Raw genomic sequence first — 11,932 nt, 5'->3', positions numbered from 1 at the left:
ACAAGGCAGCGCTCAAGCGGCTCAGCCGTTCGGCCCGCGCGGTCCACGACCGCGCCTGCTGGGGAATAGGTTAACGGTAGACCCACGGACTCTGACTCCGTTAGTCCTGGTTCGAATCCAGGTTCCCCAGCCAACGCTTTAGCAAGCAAAAACAAGCGGTTAGCTTTATCCTCGGCTCCCAATATGTGTTGCAGTCGTTTTCCTGCTTGATTACGCGCAAACCCTTGCAATCTGGGCATGTCCCGCTCCGTCCCTTTCAGTCATTGCAACATGACTGCAACACGGCATGGGCGATTTGTTCTCCCATCGTTCTTCTGGGCAAATGACGTAAAGGAAGGCCCGCCACCGTGTGGCCAACCATGTCCTACATTTAAACCTTATAGGACCGCACGGCCGGCATCACTCAGCGCAACGCCGCCGTTCACCCTGGTGACGAGGCCACGACGCTCCAGCAACGCGAGTGTTCGGGACGGATTTAGGTGGTGCTCCAGCCATTCGGGGCATCGTCGCTTTCGGTCGTGGTGCTCGCCGACATCCCATCTGCGCCGAACTGCTAGCTGCCGTGTCAGCGACATGAGCAACTTCGCTTTGGGATCACCATCAATGGCCATCTGTCTGGTTTTCGCGTCGCGGGCGGCCATGGCCTGGTCAAGCCTCTTCTGCATCTCCTGCAATTCAGGCGACAGCGCGTAGGCCTGTTCCAAAACGGCAGAAATTCGCCAATACGAACTGGTGTCGGCCGCTTCCTTCTCTATCGAGTGGATGGCCTTGAGGAATAGTAGCTGCTTGATGCCGAGTCCGCGTGACATCGCTTAAGTGTAGGACATGGTTTGCGCCTCAGTCGAGGCCCGGCCACCTGAGCAGCCGGGCAGCAAACGTTGGTCAATGTTGGCAAACGTTAGAAGCCCTTCGCAGCCCAATAGTGCGCGCGGGCATCCATCTGGTCAGGATCGGTCGGCTTGATGCCGTGCCAGTTGGCAATGGCGATGGCCGGGCCGACGATCGTCAGGGACGGTTCTTTGCGCCCGCGACCGCGAAGCATCTGCCGGGCCTCGTCGGTGCCGGCTCCGGTAAAGTTGCCGAGAACGCCATAGTCCGGGTTGTCCTCGACGCCTTCCAAGCCCTCTGTGCCGACTCCGGGTTGCCCCATCGTGTTCCCCCAGCCGAGCCAAGGCTCATCATCATCGCGACCATCGTGGGGCTCATCTAAGACATCGCCGCCGTGTTCGTTCTCCTCTTCCGCTTCATCGTGCCGATCGCAATGCAGAACTGATTGGTTCTGGCCCCACCCGAGCGAAGGCTCAGCGTCGCCGCTGTCCTCATAGTCGGTTTCATCCAATTCCCGGTCGTCGTGATGGCTTCCGCGCCCGTGATCCAACGGCATCATGCAGCGCGGACCTCGTTCGCCCCAGCCAAGAGAGGGTTCAAGGTCGGCGCCATCCTCCAGGTCAGGATCTGGCGACAAGTCGTCCAGCATGTCGATAAGCGCCTCGATGGAGCCGGCCAGCGACTTGCGGCTGGTGCGGTCGATCTGGAGGGTAAGCAGTGGTGCAGCGGAAAAGTTTTCCGCTGCAGTGGCGACGTAGGCCTCGGCCTTTTTGGTGAGCTGCAGGTCATCCATGGAGGTCGCCCTCCAGGTTGTCGATTGCGCGGGCTCCTGCGCGGTGTAGGGCGTTGGAGGCCTTCAGGAGCCACAGGGCGAGGCTGGCGCGTCCAAGGCGCGTGCGGAGGCCCACTGCGGCGAGCAGCATGGCTATGGTGATGATGGTCATTGGTCGTTCTCACGGTTCGAACCGGCTTTCTACGGCCGGCGGAAAGTATTCCAGTCAGGAAGACTTTCCATCATCGGTGGCGGACCGAAAGCCGGGGGGTAGAAACCAGCCGTGAGACTGGCGCGACGCTTTTAGGGGTTGCCCCCACTGGACAGAACGGCGCCCCCCGGCCATATTGGTCGGGTCTGGAGCCGCGCCGCCAAGCGCGTCCATTAGGAGAGGAAAACTTTTCCACTCCATTTCATCCGAGCTTTCCCGCCAAGGAAAGCTGTCCCCGCCAAGGGACGATTCGGAGATATCACGGTCCGGGTTTCTACGCCCACGGACACGTTGCTCTTATTCGGTTGATTTTTCAAGCGCGCCCTTGCGGGGGCGAAGCTTTGCGCGCGCCCCTGAAGGGGGATTCACAGATTCGGCGTTTCGATCTATGCTGAAGACATGGAAACGATCTTTGACGATCTCTCCCAAGCCATCAAAGCGCCCCGCACAGACGCGTGGCGCCCCGTCCGCGCCTTCGCCATGGATCTTGCCGGGAAGCTGTTCCTGGGGCTGGCTATTGGCCTTGGCGTCGGCATTGGCATGGCAATCGCCGGCTGAGTGTCGATGTTTGTCTTCGCAGCGGCAAGCGGACATGCTTTCGTCGCTTAGATCGAGGCTGGCGACACCTTCTTGATCGTGCCGAGCGTGTAGGCGGAGGACACGATACCCAGCCAACTGTCATGGAAATTTGTGCCGTCATCAGAATACTGCATGACAAACCATTGAGGCGAGCGCCCTACAGCATCTTTGTTCGGCGCGATGCCAACCTGGTTCAGGATCTTGCTCTGACCTGAGCCAAAATCCATGATGACATCGAACGACTGGCCGTCCCATTGAGCACGGTCTGCTGACAGGTTACCATTCGTGAGGTCGCTAAGTGCGCCGTCTCTAAGTGCGACAGACGTTGACAGGGTCGCCGAACTTATCGCGTTTGCGCCGCCGATGGTTTCATAGACCTCTAGCTCCGACATGCCTGATAAGCTCTCGGCGCGCGTCATGACAGTAAAATTCACCATCCGCCACCATCCGCCACCATCTGTGACTGGTCAGGGGGTTGTCTACGGGTGTGTCACCGATATGCGGGGGAGCGCTTGCGTAGGGGTGAATTTCGGGAAGCGTCACCGTGGCCCAGCGGTTCTTCAGATACCCCTCGATGCGCTTAATGTCATTGTCGGAGGGCACCGCATTGAGGACTATTATCTCCGCCCAATCGGCCCCGCCACGCGAAGTTCCACGGTCAAAATTGATGCTGTCGAATGAACCTGCAGCAGAACCGGCTGTCTTGAGTCCTACGATGTTCCAGGTGCTTTGGCCCGTAAAACCCTGAATGCTGGGATTTACCGTGGTGCCGTTGCGACGTGCTGCCGTATCCCGCCAGTCAGCATCACCGTAGAGGACATTCACGAGGGGGTCAGCCACCAGATAGCCTTCCTGATGTGAAGTCCCGCCACGATGGAATGGGTAGGTTGACCCGGTACTGCCGAACAGGAACCCGCCGCCCTCTAAGCTTGCATTAGTGCCGGTGCCAACCACCGCAAATATCGCTTTGGCCGTGGTGATCGCGCTTGTCCACGACATCTTCCTCCCGCTCGAAACAGGAGGATTGCCCACCGGCCCGCAATCTATGACATTTACTCCGCCCAGCTGTGCCGACGAGGAGTAATTGGGCTTGTTGGTCGCTTCGGTCAGGTGGTTGTTGTTGCCGCTCTTGTCGTTCCAGGCCGAGATCAGGCTGCTCGCGGCGGTGATCGTCGCCAGATCCTTGGCGTCGTGCCAGGCCAGCAGCCCTGTGAGATTTGCTGGCGTCCATGCAGCGGGTGGCGGCACGGCCCCCCGTTGCCATGTCCTTCTGTCATTGAGCATGTGGACGAACATGGGAATTCCTTTTCCTTAAAACGGCCAGGCCAGCGCCAGGACGACGCCAGCGGCCAGGGTGAATGTGAAATAGGCGGTCATGCGGCGTTGTCCGGTTGCTTGCCGCCGGGCACCACGGTCAACAAGGGCTTGGCGTTCTGCAGAAAGCTGACCACGATTGAGCCGGCAAACAACGGCTCTAAGCGCACCCGAACCTGTTCGGCCAAGTCCGGCATGATCTGCTGACTTCCGTCGCCGCGCTTGTTGGCGTCAGTCATGGCGCAGATAATGAAGCCGGTCAGATGCGCCATGGCCGCGTGTGCCGGATCGCATCCGGGTGCGTTCAATTGGTCCATCGATATCTCGCGCACAAAGCCGCGCGTGACGTGCGCTGACCAGTCCGCATTCTCGGCCTCGAATGGGCCGAGTCCTGGGTTCGGGAAGGTCATTTTGGCCTCCGACCGTTCCGCGTCGTGGCCTCTCGCTGCAAGAACTGCTGCAGTCGGGTCAGCGCGACATCACCGATGGTCAAGTCGGAGATCTGTTCCCCGCCCGGCAACTGCAGGACGATAGGTGTGCGCTGGTTGCCTGCGCCCGACGGTGCAACAGACGAAACCAGCCCGCCGCCAGCGTATCTCGGGATCGCCATTGAGCGATTGAAGTTGTCGACGAAGCCGCCAAGCGAGAACCCGCGCAGCGCGTCGAGCGGGATAGCCCCTTGGTTGAGCGCATTGAAGAAGTTGAGGCCGTACTTCCGCACAGCTCGCGCTTGCATGACGAATTCGGTGTCGGACAACCAAGCCAAGATGGAATCGCTCGTCGGACCGCCGGGACCGCTGACGAAGCCGCCGCCGGCAAAGCCACCATGTGAGCCACCGGACTGCGAAGCCGACGAGGAGCCGGCCTGTGCGCGCAACGACGAGGCTGCCGCTGCGGCCTCCCGCAATGCCGACAGGATGCGCGCGATCGCGGACTCGATCTGACTGGCGAGGCTGGTGACAATGCCTTGCAGGCCCGTAAAGCCGCCTTGCAGCAGTGCCCGGATGCCGTTGAGGATGGCAGAGAACTTGCCCGGCAGCGTTGTGAACGGCGCGACGATGGCCTCTGCGGCGGCCTGTGCGGCACCAGCATCGAGGTTGCCGAGCGAACTGTTGAACCCACTGGCGGCTTCCTGTGCGGCCGGTGCGATCTGGGAAATGCTGTCGGTTATCTCGTTCGATACTCCATCCACAGCGCCGCTCGTTTCGTCAACGCTCGACTTCAGTCCGTCAACGGCTGTCTTGCCGTCAGCCGCCGCCTTGGCAACGCCGTTGACGACATCAAAAACCTGTTTCGTGAGCTTGTCGCCGCCGCCTCGGATGACCGTGATCGTCTGGCCCAACGCCTCAACCTTGGCCTTCGTCGTGTCGGCAGCGGCTCCCGCATTGGTGAGTCCCGCGTTGGCATCGGTGCCAAGAGCCTGGAAGCCGGCACCAGCCTGGCGCGCCTGGAAGGCGGCATCGGTGATCTTGCCGGTGAGCAGATCGAGGAAGTCGGCCGACGGCTTGATCTTCTCCTGCAAACCGGTGGCCTTGTCGGTCAAGTGCACAAAGGCATCCGCTGCGGCGTTGAGTTCAGGATTGGCGGCGCCGATTTTCTTGATCGCGGCGAGATAGGCTTCGAGGCTCCCACCGCCGGCGAAGTCCCGAAGGGCTTGGCTGAAGGGGTTTTCCTTGGCTGGCGCGGCGGCCAGATCGCGCAAGCGCTTGATCTCGGCTTCGAATGCCGGCACCAAGTCTTGCAAGGCCGCACGCTGCTGAATGATCAGCCCGTTGCGGATCTCATCCGTCATGTTCTTGACCGCGTTGCCAGCCCGCCCGTAGGCGTCCTTAACGCCCTCGACCAAGCCCTCGTGACGCTGGAGTGCTGCCGTAGCCTGGTCTGTGCGCGTCGCCCAAAGCAGGATGCCGCTGCCGATGAGGGTGATTGCCGCGATCCAAGGATTTGCCCTGGCCAGGCCGAACAGCAAGACAACGGCATCCTTCGCCGCGATGACGGCAGAGTAGAGCGCCTTGAAGCCGCCCGTGATCTGCCCGGCAATGAGAACCAGCCCAATCGCATCGCCAGATAGATGGGTGCCGAAGATTCCATTGAGGGCCGTTGCCGTCAGGTCGAGCCCTGCCCGCAACTTATCGATAGCGGCCAAGACGATTGTGGAAGCCTGGACCATCGACTGCCCGAAGGCGATAGCACCATCCCGCCATTCCAAGACCCACTTGTTGGACACGTCCGCGTCATTGCCGGTCAGGGCGTTGACGAAATCGAGCATGAGGGGAAGAGCCTTGGTGGCGATGTCTTGGGCAAAGCCTTGGATGGCGGGCCGAAGCTGCTTGATCCGTTCCGTCAACGCCGTGGCGGCCTGAGTGATCGCAGGCGCAAACAGCAGACCAAGCTGAAGTTTCACGCCGCCGGCTGCAGCAGACACGCTGTCGAGCGCGTCGCCCAGATTGTCGCCGATCTTGGCCTGGGCATCAGTCAGTGTGACGCCGAGCGCCTTGGCCTCTGCGCCAAGATCGATGAGGCCCTTCTTGCCTTCGTTGAGAAACGGCAGCAACTTCGCGCCGCTCTTTCCGAATAGCTGAATTGCCAGGGCCGATTTCAATGCACCGTCTGGTAGTTTGGAGAAAGCGTCGGCGAGGTCGAGCAGGACGGCGTCCGGGGTGCGCAAATTGCCCGCCGAATCGCGGATGGAAACGCCGAGTTTCTTGAACAACTCGAGTGCCGACTTCGAACCATTGGCAGCCGCACCAAGCGTCTTGTTCAGGCGAGCCATGCCGGCGTCGAGGTCAGCCTGTTCAAGGTTCGACATCTTCGCGGCAAAGGCGAGCTCGGTATAGGCTTGGGTCGTGACGCCTGCGCTTTGCGCCGCCTTGCCAGCCTGATCAGCCGCCTCTCCAGACGACGAAGCCAGTTCGAGGATTGCCGCGCCAGCACCGCCCGCTGCTGCGGCTACGCCCGCCCCCAGAAGCGCCAGATTGCGGCCGAACGCGACAAGATCGCCGCTGGCGCGCTTCAGCGACGCCGAGAACTGCGTGAATTGCGCGCCGGCGGCAGCCTTCTGGATCTGATTGAAGGCCTTTTCGCCGGCATCGCCGAGCGCCTTCAACTGATCTTCGATCGCCTTGCCACCTTCCAAAGCAATCCTTTGGACGATCGGTTTACTGGCCATGGTCACAGCGCTCCGCTGTTAAGCTTTGCGTTCGTTTTGGCGATCGCATCGGCCCACTTGTTGGCCTTCGGCATCGCTGCGATTTCGGCGTTGATGGCGTCGATCTCGGGCTGCAACTCCTGCACGGTAGGAGCCGGGCGGCTGCCCGCATAGGCGCCTATATAGCGCGGGGTATGCGAGACCTCCCGTTCCTTGGCATGGGCGCACAGCGTTGCCGCCAGGGACTCGTCAGAGAAGCGGCTGCGCAAGGCGACAACGTTCTCTTTCTGGCTGTCCGACAGCTTGATGAAACAGTCATGGATGCGGGTCGCGCCGAAGAATGCGATGGCGTCGTCCTCGTCGCGGAAACTCACGCTGGAAACGTCCGTAGCGTCGAGCGCTTGGCGCCAGTGCGCCGGGCAATTGGCAGGGGTCATCGTGTTTGTACCTTTCCTTCAAATTCCATGAAGCTGATCATCAGGGCTGCACCGACCAGCACGCCGACATCGTGCGCTCAGCCCATTCTGCGCCGCCTGACAGGCCCTCGACGTCGTCGCTTGTCCATTGCCCGCCCATGCCATTGTCACCAACGCGATCGACGAAGGCTTGCACCTCGGCGGACCAGTGTTGAATGGGCTTGGCGGGAAGCGGGATGCGATAATCATGAATGCGCGCCCGGTTGATATCTTGATGCACCGCGCACGCCAGCGTCGCGGTAAGGTCTTCCAGTGCCAACACCGCGCGCGCCTGGTTCATCTCATCGGCGCCGAGAATCTCCATCGCCTCGCGCATGAGGGATGGCCACGCCAACACCATGACACTAAGGGCTGCGAGCACTTGGGGATCATAGCCATTCCCGCTCTGCGCCCTCCAAAGCGAAGCCTTCCGAACAGCGCGATCTGACCTGCCGCCATGTCCGCCCTGAATGTTGCTGTCCCGTCGCCGAGCCGTGTCGGCAGTTTGCCGGTCGACCATTCTTTTGCCGTCGGTCGTCGTCACCGTCGGAATGCGACCCTTGGCAATCGCACGGCTCACCGTCGACGGCGAGACGCCGATAGCGTGGGCATATTCAGTTGGGGACATGAGGGTCATTTTCAGCAACTCGCATTTGCATGGATTTGCGTCGCAACGCCTTGTGGCGCAACGAATCTTCGTGATTGCGCTTGTTCATGCACAAACTTTGCAGGTCTGTAGCTAGGGACACGAAGCGCCCTGCCGACCCTCATCCGTCGTACGGCTCGCCAAGGACCCGCGAGTTCGGTGCGACCGGGATGTGCCGCGTCTTCAGCACGCACCCGGTCGCGACGCATAGCCGCGTGAAAGGAAGCAACGCACGGCCGCGCCTTTCGTGGGATCAACACTGCCAGGAAAACAGCATCGAGCCCTTGCTGGTCGGACGGCCCCGCAGCCTCGGCCAGCAATTGAGTTGAACCGGCCGACACGATGGCCGCCCGGTTCGTTGTTGCGTGAAGGATCTTCCTCATGCTCACGTAAACCTGTCAGATGCCTAGCTCAGCCACCGCCGCGCGGATGGTGATGCGAGTCTTGGCCATGCGGAGAAGTGTGCTCGGCGGAGCGCCTGCTGCGATGCAGACTTCGATGAGGTCGCATGCAGTCTTCCACACTTTGTCGCGCGCAACGTGCTCGCCGCCTTCGAAGGCTTTGGCGTTGCGCGCCTTAATGTCCCGATCCAACCTCTCAAGATCGCCGAGGCGGAGGTCGAGGGCGTCCAGTTTCTGGAGCAGCGTCATGGTCGATATCCTCAGTTGTTCGAAACTACGATGCCGAGAACGGCGGCCGAGTCAGCATCGATACGACGCTCGACCAATTGCCCGTTGGCCTCTGCCATCTCGATCAGCGCTTCCTCTTCGCGCTCCAGGCTCTGGAGGGTGGCGTTGATCTGAAACTCGGCAGCGGTGCGGTCCTTGTCGCTGATGCCGGCGCCGGTGTCGGCTGCATCGATCTCGGCGTTGATCGCCTTGATCAGTTGATCCTTGCAGACCCATGCGACGAGAGAGAGCGCCCGACGGGCATCCTTGCTCAGATCCCCATTGAACGAATCGAAGGGAGATCCTGCCCTGCTGTTGAGGCGCATGAAGCCGATGCCCTCGCCGTGGTCGAGCAGACTGAGCACCGAAGGTTTGCCATCGTTGGCGAGCAGTTCGATGTGTTCCCGCGCCTTGGCCTTGGCCGCCTGTGCAGTGATGGGCTTTGCCTGGAGGTCATTCAAATCGGCCAGCAGTGAAGCGCGTTCATTGCGAGTGCGCTCGATCGCCTCGGATGCGGTCTCGCCCTTGCGCAGCTTCGGCACGATGCCGTCGAATTCGGTGATCCTGGTGCCCGGCCGGAGCGAGAGCAGGAACCGTTCCAGGTTGTTATCGATCAATGCGCCGAGCGTCTGTGCGCGTCTGGCCTTGTGGGTGTTCTGTGCCTCCAGGCGGGCCAATTCCTCGTCGAGCCGGGCGAGTTTCGCCTTATCCTGGTCGATCGCCGCCAGTGCAGCCTTGCCTTCAGGAGGAAGTTCAACGCCATGGTGGCGATGAGCTATGAAAAGGTTGCTCAGGTGGAAATCATGCTCGCGCTTGCTGGCGACGGTCCAGAAGTTCAACCGTTCCATCCTTTTTTCGTGGATGCGCTCGAACATCGGCGCGGCGAGGTCTTGAGCCGCGATCTTAGCTTCCCGCAAGCGTAGCAACTTGGCCTTGGCTTCGGCCGGCAGGCGGTCGGCGAGGTCGGAACCATCGTCGACATGGACCCACGCGAACCCGTCGGCGGATTCGTAGTTGACGTTTGATGTCTCGCCGTTCGTTCGGCTAATTGCCGCATCCCAGCCTGCTGCGGCCTTGGCAGAGGTGCGCCTGTCGAGCGCGGCGAAATCTGTTCTGGCGTCGTAGATACCTGAGTTGCGAAACGTCATTTGGGCGGCTCTTTCTCCGGCTGGGTGATTTTGATCTTTCCCGAATCTATCAGGGTTGATTCGAGCTCTTCCGGCTGAAATGCCGATTTCAGCCTGCAAGGATTTCCGCCAGATAGGCGCGGGAGAGCACCCGGCCGCCGGAGAGACGGAGCACCTGCCACATGAGGGCTTCCAGGCTGGTCGGGTTTGCCGGGCATTCCTGGTGGAGGCGAAGCTGCGGCCAGCGCCAGTTGGCGAACTGCTCAAGCTCGTCGAGCATGGCGTCGAGCACGTTGCCGCCATCGACATCCTCGGAGAGGGATGAGGCCAGGGCGCGGATCGCGTCATCTCGATCGATGATCCTCAAGGCCTTCCATGGTGGCGTGGCGCCCTTGCCGTCGGCGGTGACGCCGAGCAGGAAGTCGAGTGATGAGCCGTCGATAAGGTGGCGGTCGAAAGCTTCCTGCAAGGGAATGGCGTCGGCAGGATCGATCGGCCGGCCGTCACGGGCACATGCAGCGATGCGACGCAGCCGAGCAGCGGGCTCGGCGATCGGAGCGAGGAGCGCGGGGGACGTCATTCGCCCCTCCGGCACTCAAAAATATTTCGCGCAATTCCTTTCTGTGGAAATATGCAGGGAAGGATCTCCCAGCCTCTTTTTCCCAAGCGAACCTCTAAAATCTCTCTTTCGGTTTTTCGTATGGGTATGGTTTCAATCTCCGTTTCGGTCTCCGTCTCCGTCTCCGTATATCGATAGTCCTCTGATACCCTATCCATGGCCTATGCTCCTCTTCGCATAAGGCCGGTGGAAAGCAGGCGGTTTGAGACGTTTGCGGGCGTCGAGCGATCGGCAGCTTTTTCAGCTTCGCCAGCCTCATAGGCAGCTTGCCCTAGTTCAGTGGCCGCAAAGTCAGCGCTTACCTTCTCGCGAAGCATATCGCTTTCGATCTTGTCGATCTGGCTCTGGATGGCCTTGGCGTACTTCCATGAGCCCTTGGAGTTGTGCTTGAACCACCGCTCGATATAGATCTCGTCATCGTCGACGATGATGAGCCCAGCGGTCTCCAGCGCCGCCAGATGCCTTTGGTATTTGTCCAAGGGCCAACTCGGCCCAAGGTCTGCACATGCATAGCCTGGCTTGATCTGAGAACAGCCGCAGCTGGTTTGATGCGGGCCAGTCAGGAGATAGATGAACAGCGCGCGGCCGCTATCATCGAGATCCAGGAAGCGCCTGGAGCTATGAAGCACCGGCGCCACCATGGTGAAGTTGCGGGTGTTGCCGCTCATGTGACGGCCTCGCATTTCAGCCGCTTATGTTCCCGCCGGTGATGCAGCCGGCAGAGCCAGTCAACATCCATGGGGCGATCATAATCCGGGTGATGCGCCTCGGCATCGAGGGCGCCGCATTCCCTGCATGGCAACTGGATGATCAGGCCGCGATTGAGGGCGGAACGGAGCGCTTGCTGTGCCCAGATAGCCTTGGGGTTTGCCAGCTTCCATTTCGTTTGCGGACTGATGCCGCCTTTGGTATTCTCGCCGGTATCGATTGCTGCCAAGCTATTCGACATTTCCAGCGAGCCGACCTTTGCCGAGGTCGGCTTTCGCTTTTGAATGCTCATGTTCTGAAGCCCTCCGCCTTGAGGAGAGCCAGCACCTTTTCCGTCTCGTGGTGGTCGAGGCGAAACCTGTCCATAAGCAAGTAATACGGTGTGCGGCCCTGTTGCCGGCCCTGCGATGTAGCGCAGACCAAAAACCATCGGGCCTTGGCGATGAATTCGGGAGTGATCTCGACCATCAGAGCGCCCTCGCATAACGGAGGGCCTGGGCGCGTCGAACCGCTTCACATGCCTGCAGGGCGTTGAGACCGAAGCGCTCTCTGATTTCAGGGATCGTGGCGAGACCAGTACGCTCACGCGGGCCGGCAACGTATTCGGCCGCCTGACGGATCATTTCATCGGGTTGGAGGTCGATCTGCTCCATCAGGCCGCCTCCCCGCTCAGCATTTTGTCCAGCGCAGCGCGCGGCACGAGGATCCGCTTGCCGATCTTGATCGTGGGGATTTCCCCCCTGTGCGCTGCCTCGTAGCCGGCGTTCCGGCCGATGCCCAAAGCCTTCGCAGCCTCGGCAATCGTGACGGTCTGGCGAGTGACTTCAACCATTCCAGTCTCCTTTGCGGTGCCAGCC

The 11,932-nt window shown here is 60.9% G+C and carries 18 protein-coding genes and 1 tRNA gene; 2 read left to right on the top strand and 17 right to left on the bottom strand.

Annotation, left to right across the window (positions count from 1 at the left end; all coding sequences use genetic code 11):
- Positions 1-59 precede the first annotated feature (59 nt).
- Positions 60-133: transfer RNA gene (locus EN824_RS10635), tRNA-Gln, on the top strand.
- A 244-nt stretch (positions 134-377) separates the two neighbouring features.
- Here the strand turns inward: EN824_RS10635 and EN824_RS10630 are convergent.
- From EN824_RS10630 to EN824_RS35170, 3 genes are all read right to left on the bottom strand, one after another.
- Positions 378-809 (bottom strand): hypothetical protein, encoded by a 432-nt coding sequence (locus tag EN824_RS10630; protein WP_135932225.1) that lies wholly within the window; start codon positions 807-809, stop codon positions 378-380.
- An 89-nt stretch (positions 810-898) separates the two neighbouring features.
- Positions 899-1,621: a hypothetical protein gene (locus EN824_RS10625; protein ID WP_135932224.1), complete on the bottom strand. Its 723-nt coding sequence runs from the start codon at positions 1,619-1,621 to the stop codon at positions 899-901.
- Positions 1,614-1,772, bottom strand: coding sequence for a hypothetical protein (locus tag EN824_RS35170; RefSeq protein ID WP_189522155.1), 159 nt, complete (start codon positions 1,770-1,772; stop codon positions 1,614-1,616). The genes EN824_RS10625 and EN824_RS35170 overlap by 8 nt, the downstream gene beginning before the upstream one ends.
- A 438-nt stretch (positions 1,773-2,210) precedes the next feature.
- Between EN824_RS35170 and EN824_RS35605 the strand changes: the two genes are divergently transcribed.
- A complete protein-coding gene (locus tag EN824_RS35605) occupies positions 2,211-2,369 on the top strand; it encodes a hypothetical protein (protein WP_189603080.1) in 159 nt (52 codons plus the stop codon).
- 47 nt (positions 2,370-2,416) lie between these two features.
- On the opposite strand, the gene EN824_RS10615 is transcribed toward EN824_RS35605, so the two are convergent.
- From EN824_RS10615 to EN824_RS10550, 14 genes are all read right to left on the bottom strand, one after another.
- Positions 2,417-2,782 carry a hypothetical protein gene (locus EN824_RS10615; protein WP_135932222.1) on the bottom strand — a complete coding sequence of 122 codons (366 nt, stop codon included), beginning with the start codon at positions 2,780-2,782 and terminating at the stop codon, positions 2,417-2,419.
- A complete protein-coding gene (locus tag EN824_RS10610) occupies positions 2,760-3,686 on the bottom strand; it encodes a hypothetical protein (RefSeq protein WP_135932221.1) in 927 nt (308 codons plus the stop codon). Before EN824_RS10610 ends, EN824_RS10615 begins: the two co-directional genes overlap by 23 nt.
- A gap of 77 nt (positions 3,687-3,763) precedes the next feature.
- Positions 3,764-4,114: a hypothetical protein gene (locus EN824_RS10605; RefSeq protein WP_135932220.1), complete on the bottom strand. Its 351-nt coding sequence runs from the start codon at positions 4,112-4,114 to the stop codon at positions 3,764-3,766.
- Positions 4,111-6,873, bottom strand: a complete 2,763-nt coding sequence (locus tag EN824_RS10600) for a hypothetical protein (protein ID WP_135932219.1) — start codon at positions 6,871-6,873, stop codon at positions 4,111-4,113. Before EN824_RS10600 ends, EN824_RS10605 begins: the two co-directional genes overlap by 4 nt.
- Positions 6,874-6,875: 2 nt before the next feature.
- Positions 6,876-7,226, bottom strand: coding sequence for a hypothetical protein (locus EN824_RS10595; RefSeq protein ID WP_135932218.1), 351 nt, complete (start codon positions 7,224-7,226; stop codon positions 6,876-6,878).
- A 103-nt stretch (positions 7,227-7,329) separates the two neighbouring features.
- Complete coding sequence (locus EN824_RS10590) at positions 7,330-7,944, bottom strand: hypothetical protein (RefSeq protein ID WP_135932217.1); 615 nt, start codon at positions 7,942-7,944, stop codon at positions 7,330-7,332.
- Between the two features lie 407 nt (positions 7,945-8,351).
- Positions 8,352-8,603, bottom strand: a complete 252-nt coding sequence (locus EN824_RS10585; RefSeq protein ID WP_135932216.1) for a hypothetical protein — start codon at positions 8,601-8,603, stop codon at positions 8,352-8,354.
- 11 nt (positions 8,604-8,614) lie between these two features.
- Complete coding sequence (locus EN824_RS10580) at positions 8,615-9,769, bottom strand: hypothetical protein (protein ID WP_135932215.1); 1,155 nt, start codon at positions 9,767-9,769, stop codon at positions 8,615-8,617.
- 88 nt (positions 9,770-9,857) lie between these two features.
- Entirely contained in the window at positions 9,858-10,328 is a 471-nt protein-coding gene (locus tag EN824_RS10575; protein WP_135932214.1) for a hypothetical protein, read from the bottom strand.
- A gap of 200 nt (positions 10,329-10,528) precedes the next feature.
- The gene (locus EN824_RS10570) at positions 10,529-11,035 is read right to left on the bottom strand and encodes a hypothetical protein (protein WP_135932213.1); all 507 of its coding nucleotides are present in this window, start codon (positions 11,033-11,035) and stop codon (positions 10,529-10,531) included.
- The gene (locus tag EN824_RS10565; RefSeq protein WP_135932212.1) at positions 11,032-11,367 is read right to left on the bottom strand and encodes a hypothetical protein; all 336 of its coding nucleotides are present in this window, start codon (positions 11,365-11,367) and stop codon (positions 11,032-11,034) included. The genes EN824_RS10570 and EN824_RS10565 overlap by 4 nt, the downstream gene beginning before the upstream one ends.
- Positions 11,364-11,543, bottom strand: a complete 180-nt coding sequence (locus tag EN824_RS10560) for a hypothetical protein (protein WP_135932211.1) — start codon at positions 11,541-11,543, stop codon at positions 11,364-11,366. The genes EN824_RS10565 and EN824_RS10560 overlap by 4 nt, the downstream gene beginning before the upstream one ends.
- Positions 11,543-11,728: a hypothetical protein gene (locus EN824_RS10555; RefSeq protein ID WP_135932210.1), complete on the bottom strand. Its 186-nt coding sequence runs from the start codon at positions 11,726-11,728 to the stop codon at positions 11,543-11,545. Before EN824_RS10555 ends, EN824_RS10560 begins: the two co-directional genes overlap by 1 nt.
- Entirely contained in the window at positions 11,728-11,907 is a 180-nt protein-coding gene (locus tag EN824_RS10550; RefSeq protein WP_135932209.1) for a helix-turn-helix domain-containing protein, read from the bottom strand. The genes EN824_RS10555 and EN824_RS10550 overlap by 1 nt, the downstream gene beginning before the upstream one ends.
- Positions 11,908-11,932 lie beyond the last annotated feature (25 nt).

This window comes from Mesorhizobium sp. M8A.F.Ca.ET.181.01.1.1 (assembly GCF_004792025.1).
Taxonomy (GTDB): domain Bacteria; phylum Pseudomonadota; class Alphaproteobacteria; order Rhizobiales; family Rhizobiaceae; genus Mesorhizobium.
The sequence above is the reverse complement of the archived record's forward strand: the minus strand, read 5'-3'. Positions and strand labels throughout refer to the sequence as shown.